Origin of the sequence: Streptomyces diacarni (assembly GCF_003323715.1) — a bacterium.
Lineage (GTDB): Bacteria > Actinomycetota > Actinomycetes > Streptomycetales > Streptomycetaceae > Streptomyces > Streptomyces diacarni.
Genome location: NZ_QOIN01000068.1, coordinates 28,345 through 43,407 on the forward strand (window position 1 = coordinate 28,345; position 15,063 = coordinate 43,407).

Below are 15,063 nucleotides of genomic sequence, written 5' to 3' on the forward strand. Positions count from 1 at the left end.
GTCGTCTCTGCTTCCTGCCGGGGTCCGCCGGCCACCCTTCCGTGCGGCCGGCGGACAGTTTATGCAGACGCCCGCGCTCCGGTTCCCCGGCCCGGGCCCCTCCGTTCGCACACCCGGCGGGCGCCCGACAGACCCCTCGGGCCGCCCGTACGGTGCCGTGGCGGCCAACCCGTCCGTCAGCGGCCCTGGAGGCGGGCCGCCGCGGTGCGGATCGTGCCGAGCTTCCCGTACAGCCGGGCTCCGGGGCACTCGGTGACGAAGCCGTCCTTGTGCCCCGACACCGTGTGGAACTCGACCTTCTTCCCCTTCTTGAACTTGCCTCCACCAGAGGTCAGCCACGTCTTGCCCACCGGGTCGACGCCGGAGAGGCCCAGCTTCCACGCGGTGAGCTTCTCCAGCGCTTCGAGGGCCTTTCGCGGGGGCTCCTTCTTGTCGTACGAACCGAGGACGGCGATGCCCGTGCTGTTCGTGTTGAACCCCAAAGTGTGGGCTCCCATCACCGGCTTGGCCACACCTCCGGCTCGCCCCTCGTAGATCGTGCCGCACTTGTCGACCAGGAAGTTGTAGCCGATGTCCCGCCACTTGCTGCTCTTGACGTGGTAGCGGTACATGCCCCGGATGATCTTCGGCGCCTGCTTGCAGCTGTAGTCGTTGGTCATGGCGGTGTGGTGCACGAAGGCCGCCTTGACCTTCTTGGTGTAGGAGAACCCGGACTCGCGCAGCTTCTCGTCCGCGTGCCAGCCCTTGCGGGTCACGATCCGCGGCCGCGGCCCCGCGTACTGACCGGCCGCCGGATACTCCGTCCGGGTCGCCTCCTTCGTCAGCGCGGGCAGGACGGCGCCGGCGGCGGTCTGCGCGGACTCGGCCGGGTCGCTTCCCGCCCCTTCCCCGGCCGACTCCGCTCCTGATCCGGCCGCTCCGTTGTCCCGGGCGCCCGCGCTCGGCGGGGCCACCTCCTGGCCGGGAGACGCGGTGTCGGACGGCGTGCTCGACTCGGGGGGCGCGTTCGGATCGGGGGGTGCGTCCGTGAGAGCGGGCGCGTCCGTGGGGGCAGGTGCGTCCGTGGGGGCCGGGTTGTCCGTGTCTGGGCCGGGATCGACCAGTTCGAGACGGAGCCCTTCGGGAAGCCGCACCGAAGCGTCCTCCTCACCCGTCGCTTCCGTTCCCGTCGTTTCCGTCGCCCTGTTGGGCGCTTCCGTCGCTCCCTCCGGCGACTCCGCGGCCCCCTCCGTCGCTCCCTCCGCGTCCTCCGGCTGCCTTTCCGCTGCCTGTTCCGGCAGCACGCGGGCCTCGACACCGTCCGAGGAGCCGACCCAGAGGGGTGCCGTCGCGCCGCGCGCCTGGCGGTCGACGACCTCGCGGCCGGCGTCGCCGGAGTGGGCGTCCAGGTCCTGCCATCCGGACCACTGGCCGGATCCGGCGTGCCGGGTGCGCACCTGGACGCGGGCCCCGAGGGGACGGTCCGCACGGTCCCACACCACGCCCAGGAGGGAGTACGGGTGCACCGTGCGGGCGGCGATCCGGAGGGCGGAGCGGTTGTGACCTCCGTCACGGTTCTCCGCCGCCTGTCCGGCGAAGGCCAGCGACTGGGTGTGGCCCGGTACCCGGTCCCGGGCGGCATGCGAGGAGTTCGAGATCTTCGGGGCCTTCGGGGCCTTCGTGGCCTTCGTGGACGGCTCGGGTGCGGACGGTGTCGTGGCGGAGGCGAGGGGGGCGAGCGACAGCAGCAGGGCGGCAGCGCCCACGACGCCGATCGAATGAGCACAATTGGCACGCATAGCATGATCATGGGCATATCCGATCATCGGTGTCCATTACCGCACCGCCAGGCGGACGCAGGCGTACGCTGACGCGGATGAACGCCACTGACCGCACCCCCGCCGGCCTGCTGCGGACCGCGCTGTCCGACGACCCGTCACGTCCGCTGGTGACCTTCTACGACGACGCCACGGGCGAACGCGTCGAGCTGTCCGTCGAGACCTTCGCCAACTGGGTGGCGAAGACCGCCAACCTCCTCCAGGACGAACTCTCCGTCGAGCCCGGCGACCGGCTCGCGCTCCTGCTGCCCGCCCACTGGCAGACGGCCGTGTGGCTGCTGGCCTGCTCCTCGGTGGGCGTCGTGGCCGATCTGGGCAAGGGTGCCGAAAGCGCCGCCCGCGCCGACGTGGCGGTGTGCGGCCCGGACACGCTGGAGGAGGGCCGCTCCTGCTCGGGCGAGCGGATCGCGCTGAGCCTGCGGCCGATGGGCGGGCGCTTCCCTGAACCGCCGGAGGGTTTTCTGGACTACGCCGTCGAGGTGCCGGGGCAGGGCGACCAGTTCGCCCCGTATGTCCCCGTCGACGCCGACGGCCCCGCGCTGGCGCTGCCCGACGGCAGCGAACTGACGGGGGCACAGGTGGTCGACCGCGCACGCGCCGACGCCACGGACCGCGGCCTGACGGCAGGCTCGCGGCTGCTCTCCGCGCTCCCCTACGACGGCTGGGACGGTTACAGCGCGGGGCTCCTGGCCCCTCTGGCGGCCGGCGGCTCGGTGGTCCTGGCACCACGGCTGGAGCGGCTGGACGCCGCGTCTCTGGACCAGCGCAAGGAGAACGAACGGGTGACCCACACGGCCGCCTGACGCCCCACGGAGCGACGCTCCACAGGGCCGGCACTCCACAGGCGTGACGCTCCACCAGGGCAACGCTCCACAGAGGCGACGCTTCACGAGAACAACGCTCCGCAGGGGTGACGCTTCACGGCCGTGGGCCGGCGGCTGCCGGCCCACGGGCCACGGGTGGGCGGCTGCCGGGATGCCGCAGCCGCCCACCCGTCCCGCCCACTCCGCCCGGCACTGCCGCCTCAGATACAACCCTGCGCGGGTTTCGTACGTCTGTCTTCATGACCGGCGCAGCCGTACGTGTGTGCGGACGGGCGCTGCCGCGATGCGAGGGATGACACCAGCCGTGACCGATCCGGGCACCACCGACACCGATTCCGGCGCGTCCGCCACGGCTTCCGCCCGCCCCCGCAGACGCCGTCGGCTGCGGTGGGCGGCGCTCGCCACCGCGGGTCTGCTCCTGGCCGTCGCCGCCACCGGCTGGACCCTCTACAAGAAGCTCGACGCCAACATCCGCACCGACTCGGACACCGCACAGGCCCTCGCGCCCTACGAGCTGGAGCGCCCCGCGCCGGTCGAGGGGACCGGCGAGGCGCGCAACATCCTGCTGCTGGGTTCCGACAACCGCGGCGACGGCAACGGCGCGTGGGGCAGGGACGAGGGAAGTGAGCGTTCGGACACGACGATCCTGCTGCACATAGCGGCCGACCGGCACAGCGCGACGGCGATGTCGATACCGCGGGACCTGATGGTCGACATCCCCGACTGCCGGAGGCGGGACGGTTCGCCGACGCGTGCGCAGTTCGCGCAGTTCAACTGGGCGTTCCAGAACGGCGGCGCGGCCTGCGCGATCCGGACGGTCGAGAAGATGACGGACATCCGCATCGATCACCATCTGGTCGCGGACTTCCAGGGGTTCACCGAGCTGGTGGACGCGGTCGGCGGGGTGGAGGTGTGCCTGGCGCAGCCGGTGCACGACCGGGAGGCGAAGCTGGACCTTCCGGCGGGGCGGCAGACGCTGGACGGCCGGGACGCGCTCGGTTATGTCCGAGCTCGGCACGGTCTGGGCAACGGCAGTGATACCCAACGCATCGAACGTCAGCAGCGTTTTCTGGGATCACTCGTGAAGAAGGTGCGCAGTAACGGTGTACTGCTGAATCCGGCCAAGGCCTATCCGGTGCTGGATGCGGCGACCTCGTCGCTGACCGCTGATTCCGGACTCGATTCCCTCTCTGAACTGTACGAACTGACGCGGAGTGTGCGGGATATCCCGCAGGATCACATCCGCTTTCTTACAGTGCCCCGACAACCGTACGAACCGGACATCAATCGTGATGCGCTGGTGCGCCCGGCGGCCGACGAGCTCTTCGCCAAACTGCGCGAGGACCGGCCGATACGCGTCGAGAACAAGGGCGAGGACAGGAAAGAGAAGAACGACGTGGCGGAGGATGGGAGGGACAAGGCAGGTCAGCCCTATCGCGGAACAACAGCCGCCCGGGACATCTGCACGAACGAATGAAGCTGGGAATGAGCCGAATTGACCGTTTCCGGCTGCACGGAATTTGTCACCGGCGTCGCTAGCGGCCGAACCTGCCGGATAGTGTGAGCGCTCCGGCCGGCCCCGGGGCGGCCTCAGTAGCCGGTTCTTATGGAGGACTTACGCAATCGTGGACGCGCAAGGCCGTGGGCACGCGGGAGATGTCGACCCCGCGGATCAGTGGGTGTTCAACCCGAACACCGGCAGCTATGAGCTGCGACTGAACCCCGTCGCCGACGACTCCCCGAGTCAGTACGGCGGCCGCCGCACCTCCGCCCCGCGTCAGAGACAATCCTCCCCCGATGAGGACACCTCGACACCTTCCGGCGCTTCGGACGCCCAGGGCCGCTCGGGGTCGCGCTCCGGCAGCCGCTCGGAGTCGGCCGGCCACGCCGGTGGCGGGCGGGCCGGGTCCAGGGCGAGTGACCGCCCGGGCTCGCGCGCCGCGCGGCGCGCCGAGGCCAAACTGCCCGCGCAGCGGCGGGCACGCGCCTCCGAGCGGTCCTCGTCGGCCGACGGCGGGCGCGGTGGCGGTCACGGCCGCAGGAAGGCCAAGCGGAAGCTGTCGAAGAAGCAGAAGGCGCTGCGGATCGGCGGCGGCGTCGTCGGGTTCGTGATGGTGGCCGGCTGCGTCGGCGGCGTGTACATGTACCAGCGACTCAACGGCAACATCAACAAGGTCGACGTCGGCGAGGAGAACCCCGCGGTCAAGGACGGCCCTGTCAACATCCTCGTCATCGGTACCGACGCCCGCTCGGGCAAGGGAAACACCGGTTACGGCGACGCGGGCAGCGTCGGGCACGCGGACACCACGTTCCTCTTCCACGTCTCCGAGGACCGCTCCAACGCCACCGCGCTCTCGATCCCGCGCGACATGGTCACCGACATCCCCAAGTGCGAGACGAAGGGGGAGAACGGCGAGACCAAGGTGATCAGGGGCGAGCAGAACGTCCGCTTCAACACGAGCCTGGGCCAGGAGGAGCGCGATCCGGGCTGCACCTGGAACACCGTGGAGAAGCTGACCGGTGTGGAGATCGACCACTTCATGATGGCCGACTTCAACGCGGTCAAGGAGCTGTCCACGGCGGTCGGCGGCGTCGAGGTGTGCACCGCCAAGGACATCAACGACCCGAAGTCGCACCTGAACCTGAAGGCCGGGCGGCACACCGTCAAGGGCGAACAGGCGCTCGCGTTCGTCCGCACCCGGCACTCGGTGGGTTTCGGCAGCGACCTGAGCCGGATCAAGCTCCAGCAGCAGTTCCTCAGCGCGATGATCCGCAAGATGAAGTCCGGTGACACGCTCACCAACCCCTCGAAGCTGTTCAAGCTCAGCGACGCCGCGACCAAGGCGCTGACGGTGGACACGGGCATCGGCAGCGTCAAGAAGCTGATGTCGCTGGCCAACGACCTCAAGCGGGTCAACACGGACAACATCACGTTCGCCACCGTGCCGGTCCTGGACAACCCCGACGACCCGGCGACCGTCATACTCGACGAGGCGAAGGCCGAGCCGCTGTTCAAGATGGTCCGCGCCGACAAGTCTCTGACCAAGACGAAGAAGGCCAAGAAGAAGAAGGCGGAGCCCAAGCCGAAGGCCGAGAAGGCGCCCGTCTCCGAGGTCGACGTCTCCGTCCGCAACGGCGGCGGCCCCGCGGGGGCGGCGGCCGGGACGGTGGAGTGGCTGACGAACAAGGGGGTCGGCAACGCGGCCTCCGGCGGCAACGCGCCGCAGACCCTGGACAAGACCAGGGTCGAGTACACCGCGTCGCAGGAAGGCCAGGCGGTCCGGTTGGCGGACATGCTCAAGCTGCCGGCGTCGGCGCTCAAGAAGACCGGGGACACGGGTTCCGGGTCGAGTATGACGCTGACGCTCGGCAAGGACTTCACGACGGCGGGGAAGCCGGTCGGCGCGCCCGACAAGGCCCCCTCAGGCGTCGAGAAGGTCAACGCCGGCGACAAGAACGTGTGCGCGAAGTGATGTCTACCCCTCCGGCGCGTCCCGCCAGGCGGCCGGGGGCAGCACGACCTGAAAACCCCGGGGAGGTCCCGTGCGGCAGTACAGCAGCGACGGCGGCGAGGGAGCGCGAAGTAGCGCTCCCACCGCTGCCGACCGCGGGTGGGACGAAAGCCTGTACGAGGACCGCCCCGCACCACAGCCCAACGCCCCGCAGGGCGGAAGCGCGACGCAGTCCGGCGCCCCGCAGGCCGGAAGCGCGGCGCAGTCCGGCGCCCCGCACGCCGGTGCCCCACAGGGCGGCGGCGCGGGACGCGCTGTGGCCGCGTCCGACGCGGCGGCTGACCCCGAGCACGGGGGTAGAGGTCGCCGCCGTCACACGCAGCGCGGCGGCGGCCGCGGGGGCGGCAAGGTGAACGCGGCGGCGGCCGGCGGCCCTCCGCGGCGCGGGCGGCGCGTGCTGCGCTGGTCGGCGATCGTACTGGCGCTGCTCATACTCGCCACCGCGGGAGCGGGCTACCTGTACTACCAGCACCTCAACGGGAACCTCGACAAGGACGACCTGAACCTCGGCGACAGCAAGCTGGACAAGGCCGACCCCAACGCCGAGGGCCAGATTCCGATGAACATCCTGCTGCTGGGCTCCGACTCGCGCGCCTCCGCGGAGAACGTGCGGCTCGGCGGCTCCCGCGCGGACCGGGACCGGCCGCCGCTGGCGGACGTCCAGATGCTGCTGCACGTCTCCGCCGACCGCAGCAACATGTCGGTCGTCTCCGTACCGCGTGACACCCGTACGACGATCCCCAAGTGCACGGACCCGGACGACGGGAAGGTGTATCCGAAGACGGTCGACAAGATCAACACGAGTCTTCAGCACGGCGGCCCCGGCTGCACCGTGGCGACCTGGGAAGAGATGACCGGCGTCCCGATCGACCACTTCATGATGATCGACTTCGCGGGCGTGGTCTCCATGGCGGACGCGGTCGGCGGCGTCCCGGTCTGCGTGGACAACAACGTGCACGACCCGAAGTCGAAGCTGAAGCTGAAGAAGGGCACCTCCGTCATCAAGGGCGAGCAGGCGCTCAGTTGGCTGCGGACCCGGCACGGCTTCGGGGACGGTACGGACATAGGCCGCGCCAAGGCGCAGCACATGTACATGAACGCGATGGTCAGGCAGCTCAAGTCCGGCACCAAGCTGACCGACCCCGGCAAGCTGCGCAGCCTGGCGGAGGCCGCGACGAAGGCGCTCACCGTCGACAAGGGCATCGGCTCGGTCAAGAAGCTCTACGACCTGGGCAACGACCTCAAGCGCGTCCCCACCAAGCGGATCACCATGGCGACGATGCCGTGGGAGTACGGTCCCGGCGGCAGCTACGTGGTGCCCGAGAAGGACGACGCGGACAAGGTCTTCTCCCTCATCCGCAACGACGTGGCGTTCGACGGCAAGGACAAGAAGAAGGCGGAAGCCGGCAAGTCGGCGCAGCCGACCAAACCCTCGCAGCCGAAGGGCGAGATCCCGGTCAGCGTGATGAACGGCACCGGGACCTCGCTGCAGCCGCCGGTCACGGGCCGCGCCGGCCTCATCGCGGGCGAGCTGACGAACAAGGGCTTCAGCCAGGCGGTGGCCGACCAGACGCCCCAGTCGCAGGCGGACACCACCATCCGCTACGCACGCGCCGAGGAGCGGGGCGACGCGCTGGCCGTCGCCAAGGCACTGGGCCTTCCCGAGCGGCTGGTCAAGCACTCCTCCGGGGTGCAGAAGGTCACCCTCGTCGTCGGCGCCGACTGGCGGGAGGGCACCGCCTACCCGGGCAGCGGCTCCGGGTCCTCCGACGGCGGGAAGCAGGACGAGCAGAAGGCACCGGACAGCGCGGACGCACTGCGCGGCGACGACAAGAAGGCGTGCATGGAGGTCAACCCGAACTACACGTGGTGACGCCTCGGCCCGGCCGGTCCCGGTGAGAGCCGGGCAGCCGGGTGCAGCCGGGCAGCCGGGTGCAGCCGGGCAGCCGGGGAGCCGGGCAGCCGGGGAGCCGGGGAGCCGGGGAGCCGGGGAAACGGTCTCCCGTGGAACGGACAGAAGTAAGGGGCGCCCTCCATGGAGAGCGCCCCTTACTTCTGTCCGCTTACCTCTGTGCGCGTGTCGCCGCGTGCATCGCGCTCACCGCGTGGCCAGTACCGGCTCCCTGCGGCTGGCGATGACCTTACGGGCCAGCTTCTTCGGGCTCGTCAGGAAACCCCAGCCCCAGGTCATGTGCATGGTCGCCAACGCCACCGGGATCTGGGCCCTGGCCTTGAACGACAACCCCTTGCCCGCGGGAAGCGAACCGGCGACGATCGCCGCCAGGTAACCGCCCGGCACCACCAGCGCCCACGGGGTGACGGAGACCCCCACGACGAGGCCGGCCGCGATGGCGCACAGGGCGACCGGAGGCGCCAGATAGCGCAGATTGATCGATCCGGCGTGGTAGCGCGCGACGACGTGCCGCCACCGGCCGTAGTTGCGGTACTGCTTGGCCAGCGCGCGCACGCTGGGCCGGGGCCGGTAGGAGACGCGCAGCTCGGGTGAGAACCAGACCAGACCGCCCGCCTCACGGATGCGGTAGTTCAGCTCCCAGTCCTGCGCGCGGATGAACTCCTCGTTGTAGCCGCCCTGCCGCTCCAGCACCTCGCGGCGGAAGACGCCCAGGTAGACCGTCTCGGCCTCGCACGCGGCGCCGCCCGTGTGGAAGACGGCGTTGCCCACGCCGATCTTCGAGGTCATCGCCGCGGCGACGGCGTCCTCCCAGGCGTTCTCGCCCTCGGCGTGCATCACCCCGCCGACGTTGGCCGCGCCCGTCTCCTCCAGCAGCCGCACCGCGGTGGCGATGTAGTCGGCGGAGAGCATGCCGTGCCCGTCGACCCGGACGACCACCGGGTGCCGGGACGCCTGGATCGCGGCGTTCAGTCCGGCCGGGGTGCGCCCCGTGGGGTTGGGCACCGTACGCACGCGGGGATCCTCGGCGGTCAGCTCGGCCGCGATCTCGTCCGTACGGTCGGTGGAGGGCCCCAGTGCGATGACGACCTCCAGCTCACCCTCGTACTGCTGCTGGAGGATATGGAGGACGGAGCTGCGCAGATGCCGCTCCTCGTTGAGCACCGGCATGATCACGGAGACGGGGCGGGGGGCCGCGTCCGCCAGGGCGTCCGGGGAAACACGTGGGTTCTCGCGAGTCACGGCCCTCACGTTACCGCGATCGGGGGAACGCTCCGCACGCCCGCGCCCCTCCTGCCACCGAGGCCCGCCCGGGACGGCGTGTACGCACGATCCGGAGATCGTACCGGCATACAGTGTGGGAACTCTCCGTTGCCGTAACGTCACCGAACGTACAACCCGCGTTCGTTTCTCCCCGCGGAAGGTGGCCACCTTTGCCTCGACGCGCCCCCTCCCCCAGCAAGCGCCGCCCCCGGTGGGGTCTGCGGATCGCCACCGTAACCTCCGTGCTGGTGCTGGCCGCGGGCGGCGTCGGACACGCGATGGTGACGGGACTGAGCGCCGACGTGCGCCGGGTCGACCCCTTCCACGGGCTCACCGACCGGCCCCGCGCCGACAACGGCGTCAACTTCCTCGTCGTCGGCACCGACCGGCGCGACGGGCTCTCCGCGGAGCAGAAGAAGCGCTACAACCTGGGCGGCTCGGCCTGCGACTGCACCGACACCATGCTGCTGGTGCACCTCTCCGGCGAGCGCAAACGCGCCAGTGTCGTCAGCCTGCCCCGCGATACCTACACCAAGCTGCCGGCGCACAAGAACCGCGCCACAGGCGAACAGGTGGCCGCCAAGCCCGCCAAACTCAACTCCGCCTACACCGCGGGCGGCCCCCCGCTCACCGTGCGCGCGGTGGAAGACCTCACGAACGTGCACATCGACCACTACCTCGAGGTCGACTTCACCAGCTTCATGAGCACCGTCGACGTGCTCGGCGGCGTCCCCGTGTGCACCGAGAAACCGCTCAAGGACAGCTACTCGGGGCTCGACCTGCCCAAGGGCACCACGAAACTCAACGGCGGCCAGGCCCTGCAGTACGTGCGGGCCCGCCACCTCGACGACGGCTCCGACCTGAGCCGGATGAAACGCCAGCAGCGCTTCATCGCCTCGGTGATCTCCCGTGCCACCGACACGGGCGTACTGATGAACCCGGTGCGCTTCGAGAAGGTCGCCTCCACCCTGCTGCGGTCCGTACGCGCCGACCACGGCTTCGGAACCGCACAGATGATGGAGCTCGGACAGGCGATGCGCGGCTTCAGCCCCGCCTCCTCCGAGTTCGCCTCCGTCCCCCTGGCCGACGCCGACTACCGGGTCCCCGAACTCGGCTCCACCGTCAAATGGGACCAGGAAGAGGCACAGAAGCTGTTCGAGGCCCTGCGCGAGGACGAGCCGCTGTCGGGCCCCGAAGAACCCCAACCCGAACCGCACGGCACCCCCCGCGTGGCCGTCCCGCCCCGCAGCATCAGCGTCGAGGTGGCGAACGCCACGGGAAAACAGGGGCTGGGCAGGCGCGTCGACGACGAGCTGCGCGACGCCGGCTTCTCCACCACCCGCACCCCCTCCAACGCGCCCCGCACCCAGGACGGCCGCACCACCCTCACCTACGACCCCGGCTGGGACCGCTCGGCGCGCTCCCTGGCCGCCGCCCTGCCCGGCGTGAAACTGGTGAAGGCCCCCCACCAGGGGGCCCGTATGAAAGTCGTCGTCGGCGACCCCGAACAGCGCGTACGCGAGGTCCGCGCGCCCGAACCCGGCAGCCGCCCCGCAGAGGCCCCGATGCGCGGGGACGAGGTCAGCTGCGACTAGGGCTTTCCTGCGGGGGTCGTTCCGGGCAGGGGGTGCCACCGCGCGTAGCGTGCGGTCCGCGCGGCGGTGTCGGCTTGCCGCGCCGTTCCCCGCGCCCCTTCGGGGCGCGTTCCACGTCCCCCTGGTGCCCTTGAGTTGGTCCGAGGGGTAGGGCTGCCGAAACGGTTACTCCGCGGGGCGGGCCGCGCGCAGGTCCTTGATGGCGCGGCGGCGGGCCAGGCGGTGAGTGCGGCGGATCTGGGCCTCCTGGTAGCGGCGGCGGTCCTGGTCCGTCTCGGGGACCACCGGCGGCACCGACCTCGGCTTGCCGCCCTCGTCGATCGCGGTGAACACCAGGTAGGCGGAGCCGACCTGGGTGGCCGGCGTCGACTCGTTCCACCGCTCGGCCAGCACCCGGACCCCGACCTCCATCGAGGTCCGTCCCGTCCAGTTGACCTGCGCCTTCACGTGCAGTAGTTCCCCTAAAACACAAACTATTCACATGACGACGGCGAGGTTCGGCGCCTGCTCAGCCGGTGCCTGCTTGGGCTGCTTCACCAGGGACACCTTTCGCGGTGCCCACGGGTCCGGCTCCCACACTGGGTGAATCTCCACGCGGGACGTTCCCCGCTTACCCCGACCACGGTCGACACGCACAACCGACACGCGGCGCAAGACCTTCCGCAAGATGGCGTTCTTCTCACCTACGGACAGGGTGTCCCACTCATCGAGCAGGCCGACCACGAGTGGTTGAAAATCGACCTGCTGCGGCGTCGCCTCTACCTCGGCAAGCCCTCGCCGACCACGAGCAGCGCCTCGGCCAGCTCGAACGCGCCCGTTGGCCCCTGCCGAGCCTCGCCGCGGTGGTGGCCCTCGCCGGCCTGCTCGTGTCTCTGTACCAGCTCGCACAGTGAAACGCCCCCGCTCCGGCCAGACGCCGGGGCGGGGGCGTTCTGTCGTTGGTCTATCGGCCGAGCTGGCCGTCGGCGACGCCCGCCACGAACGTAGCCCACTGCTCGGTACCGAAGGTCAGCACCGGGCCCGCCGTGACCTTGCTGTCGCGGGTGTCGACCGCCTCGTCGATGCGCACCTCGACGCAGTTCTGTGTGCCGTTGCTGTAGGAGGACTTGAACCAGTCGCGGGTCTCAGAGTTGCTCATGCTTCCTCGCCATGTCGTAGATGAGACGCCGTGACGCGTGCTCATCGAGGGCTGTCTTCCAGACGTTGTCGAAGGCGTCGGCGAACGCCTCGACCTCCTGCGGTTTGTCGAGGTAGAGGCTCCCCGTGTAGCCGTCGGCGTAGACGGTAGGAGGCTCAGTGTCCGTGCCGTCGCCCAGTACGGGGAACCGCAGGGTGACGAACGGACCCGTCAACAGGCCACGATGCAGGCCGGCCGAGAACGGTACGACTCTCATCGTGACGTTGTGCCACTCTGCCACGTCCCCCAGGTGCCTTAGCTGTTCCGCCATGGCGGAGGGGCCTCCGACTGTACGATGCAAGATTGCCTCGCCGAGAACCAGCCGAAGCGTCGGGGGACCAGCAGAGCGAGTCAAGAGCGTCTGCCGCTCGATCCGAAGCTGTACGCGCTTCTCGATCTCTTCCTCAGTGTTGTGGGGCAGATGCTCACGGATGACCGCGCGGGCGTACGTCTCGGTCTGGAGAAGGCCGGGGACGAGCTCGGCCTCGTACGAGTCCAGGCTGGTGGCGGCTTCCTCCAGTCCGATGTATACGTCGAATCCCTCCGGGATCAGGTCGCCGTACGAGTGCCACCAACCGCGCGCCTTCGTTTCCTTAGCGAGCCCCTTCAACGCTTCGGTCAACTCGGGCGAGGCTCCGTACACCTTGCACATGGCCTCAGCGTCGAGGCTCCGCATACTCGTTTGGCCTGTTTCGATCCGCCACATCTTCGCTTCGGACCACTCCAGCTCGCGCGCGGCAGCGCGCACCGTCAGCCGTGCGTGGTTCCGCAGCTCGCGCAAGTACCGCCCGAGTTGCCGCCTCGGCACCGTCGAGCCGGTCTGTCTCTCCGCCATCCCGCACCCCTCCCCTGCACTCATTATGAAGGACTTCCGACACCACAAATGAAAGCGTCAGCGCGCTCTATTCGCAATGCTTGTCGCTGATTCGAGGCCACTTTCTGAATTCTCGAAGTGAAGTCTTGCAGATTTGCGGAGCCGGGTGGACGCTAAGTCACTCGAGCCCGACAACTGGTCGCCGTGCCAGCCCTGTTGGGCCCGTACGGGCGGCCGCGCGAGCGGCGCCGTTGTGACCTCGCACGAAACTGCGGAAAGGCAGGCCCGATGTTGTATCGGCCGGGCGCATACGTCATCGATAGGCGGAAAAACCAGGTCGGCCGCGTGATGGACCACGCAGGCCCACACCTGCAACTGCGCTCCCCGCGCGGCGGCACCGAATAGGACTGCCCCCCGGGTGAGACTCGCCTCGCCACACAGGCCGAGCGCCGCGCGGCCGGGGTCACCGCCAACGGCGCCACGTGCTCACTCCCCGAGGACACACGCCAGTGACGCGCGGCCCGCTCAGCGTCCAGCCCGGCCGGTGCGCCTACTGCGATGCCGACAACACCGAAACCGTGCAAGTCGCCGTCATCGAGCGTGGTTCCGGCCCTCCGCACGGCCTGCGCATGTGCCTACCGCACGCGAGCCAGTACGCCACTACCCGCTATGCCGCTCCCGATCTCGCGGACCAGGTGGCGCGCCTGTGGCGCGCGAGAGAGGAGAACCCCCGATGATCCGCAGCATCCGTCACCACGTCATGACCACGTGCGGAATCGCCGGACCCTTCTTGCTGCTCGCGATCGGATTCGGTACCGGCTTCGTGATCGCCGCCGCACTCGGTACCACCCCCCTGTGACCCCCGCTCACGCCGGAGAGACGCACCTCCCCTCACACCGCGTCCCGGCGCCGGCGGGCCGTCCCCCGGGGCCGACGGCCGTTCCTGACGTACACCGCCGTCGCCCCGGGGGCACACCACCGCACCACCCATGGCGACCGAAGGGACAGGGTCGCACCCCACCGACCGAAAGGCAGGAAATGCACGAACTGATCGTCGCCCCGTTCCTGACCGACCACCTCGTCTTACGCCCCGGCGATGCTCGCGGTATCAAGATCAAAGAGCGCCACTACCTTGAGCTGCGCCACGTCGCCACAACAGGCAACGCGCTGCCCGCATGGCTCCGTGACGCCGCCCACCGGCAATGGGGACTCACCCTCACCGACGCGCGGCCCAGCGACGCCCTACTCGTCCGCGACCCCCCGCCCTACGGCCACGGCCGCGCCTCCTATGAGGTCAACAACGGCTGTAACTGGGCGTGCGACCACTGCGTGTACGGGGCCAAGCGGCATGAAGGACTCGCGTGGCCAGCCCGCGAGAGACTGCTCCACATCCTGCGCGACGCCGGCGTTCTCTGGATCGAGCTGGGCGGCGGCGAATGCACCATCGACCGCCACTTCCCCGAGACGTACGCGCTCGCCTACGACCTCGGCATGATGGTGGAGATCCTGACGAACGGCTCGACCCTGTTCCGACCCCAGGTACTCGATCTGCTCACCACACGCCGCCCCTACCGAGTGACCATGAGCGTCTACGGCGCCACGGAAGAGACGTTCGACGGATTCACCCGACGCCGCGGCGCGTTCAAGAAGTTCATGCGCGGGCTCGGCGCCGCCCGCGAGGCCGGCCTCCCCCTGTCCCTGAGCGTCGTCGTCACCCGCGAGAACGCCCACGAGGCACCCGCAATGCGCGCCCTCGCCGAGCAGCACGCCCCACGCGTTCGCGAGTACACCCACATGTCACCGAGCTTCGCCGGCGGCGCCGACCCCCTCGCCCAGCAGGCGCCCGAGTACCTTCACAACCGCACCCCCTTCACCGGATGCGATGCCGGCCACACGTCCTTGAACGTGAACCCCTTCGGCCTGGCGAGCGTCTGCAAAGTCTCCCGCGACCACCCGATTCCGCTCCTTAAGGAAGGCGTCGCGGGACTGTCCCGACTCGGGGACATCGCCGACCGCGCTCTACAGCGTCACAGCGGGTGCAGCTCCTGCGCCCTTCAGAAGACATGCACCACGTGCATGCCACTGGTGACCCTGTACCGCAAGGCCGGCTCGCCACTGGATCGCTACTGCCAACACGCCTGAGAGGAGT

11 protein-coding genes and 1 pseudogene are annotated in these 15,063 nt (G+C 69.8%); 7 read left to right on the forward strand and 5 right to left on the reverse strand.

All coding sequences use genetic code 11. The features are described from left to right. Positions 1 to 176: 176 nt before the first annotated feature. Positions 177 to 1,778, reverse strand: coding sequence for an N-acetylmuramoyl-L-alanine amidase (locus tag DTL70_RS30830; RefSeq protein WP_114025312.1), 1,602 nt, complete (start codon positions 1,776 to 1,778; stop codon positions 177 to 179). A 77-nt stretch (positions 1,779 to 1,855) separates the two neighbouring features. Between DTL70_RS30830 and DTL70_RS30835 the strand changes: the two genes are divergently transcribed. The 4 genes from DTL70_RS30835 (at position 1,856) to DTL70_RS30850 (ending at position 8,026) form a co-directional block, all read left to right on the forward strand. After that, positions 1,856 to 2,620 carry a TIGR03089 family protein gene (locus DTL70_RS30835; protein ID WP_114025313.1) on the forward strand — a complete coding sequence of 255 codons (765 nt, stop codon included), beginning with the start codon at positions 1,856 to 1,858 and terminating at the stop codon, positions 2,618 to 2,620. A 325-nt stretch (positions 2,621 to 2,945) separates the two neighbouring features. Next, complete coding sequence (locus DTL70_RS30840; RefSeq protein ID WP_114025314.1) at positions 2,946 to 4,118, forward strand: LCP family protein; 1,173 nt, start codon at positions 2,946 to 2,948, stop codon at positions 4,116 to 4,118. 148 nt (positions 4,119 to 4,266) lie between these two features. Beyond that, positions 4,267 to 6,114: an LCP family protein gene (locus tag DTL70_RS30845; RefSeq protein WP_114025315.1), complete on the forward strand. Its 1,848-nt coding sequence runs from the start codon at positions 4,267 to 4,269 to the stop codon at positions 6,112 to 6,114. Between the two features lie 70 nt (positions 6,115 to 6,184). Next, entirely contained in the window at positions 6,185 to 8,026 is a 1,842-nt protein-coding gene (locus tag DTL70_RS30850) for an LCP family protein (RefSeq protein ID WP_114025316.1), read from the forward strand. Between the two features lie 225 nt (positions 8,027 to 8,251). On the opposite strand, the gene DTL70_RS30855 is transcribed toward DTL70_RS30850, so the two are convergent. Then, entirely contained in the window at positions 8,252 to 9,307 is a 1,056-nt protein-coding gene (locus DTL70_RS30855) for a glycosyltransferase family 2 protein (RefSeq protein ID WP_425470425.1), read from the reverse strand. Positions 9,308 to 9,498: 191 nt separating this feature from the next. Here DTL70_RS30855 and DTL70_RS30860 point away from each other — a divergent pair, with 191 nt between their 5' ends. Beyond that, the gene (locus DTL70_RS30860) at positions 9,499 to 10,923 is read left to right on the forward strand and encodes an LCP family protein (RefSeq protein WP_245980132.1); all 1,425 of its coding nucleotides are present in this window, start codon (positions 9,499 to 9,501) and stop codon (positions 10,921 to 10,923) included. 165 nt (positions 10,924 to 11,088) lie between these two features. On the opposite strand, the pseudogene DTL70_RS30865 reads toward DTL70_RS30860, so the two are convergent. The 3 genes and pseudogenes from DTL70_RS30865 to DTL70_RS30880 form a co-directional block, all read right to left on the reverse strand. Then, positions 11,089 to 11,388: pseudogene (locus tag DTL70_RS30865) on the reverse strand (acyl-CoA thioesterase); the annotation flags it as partial. 478 nt (positions 11,389 to 11,866) lie between these two features. Then, positions 11,867 to 12,061: a DUF397 domain-containing protein gene (locus DTL70_RS30875; protein ID WP_114025319.1), complete on the reverse strand. Its 195-nt coding sequence runs from the start codon at positions 12,059 to 12,061 to the stop codon at positions 11,867 to 11,869. Next, complete coding sequence (locus DTL70_RS30880) at positions 12,048 to 12,935, reverse strand: helix-turn-helix domain-containing protein (protein WP_114025320.1); 888 nt, start codon at positions 12,933 to 12,935, stop codon at positions 12,048 to 12,050. Before DTL70_RS30880 ends, DTL70_RS30875 begins: the two co-directional genes overlap by 14 nt. A gap of 712 nt (positions 12,936 to 13,647) precedes the next feature. On the opposite strand from DTL70_RS30880, the gene DTL70_RS34880 reads away from it, so the two are divergent. Together DTL70_RS34880 and DTL70_RS30890 are read left to right on the forward strand one after the other, a co-directional pair. Then, entirely contained in the window at positions 13,648 to 13,773 is a 126-nt protein-coding gene (locus DTL70_RS34880) for a hypothetical protein (RefSeq protein WP_281278741.1), read from the forward strand. 179 nt (positions 13,774 to 13,952) lie between these two features. Next, on the forward strand, positions 13,953 to 15,056 hold the full coding sequence (locus tag DTL70_RS30890; RefSeq protein ID WP_114025322.1) for a radical SAM protein: 1,104 nt from the start codon (positions 13,953 to 13,955) through the stop codon (positions 15,054 to 15,056). Positions 15,057 to 15,063: the final 7 nt, after the last annotated feature.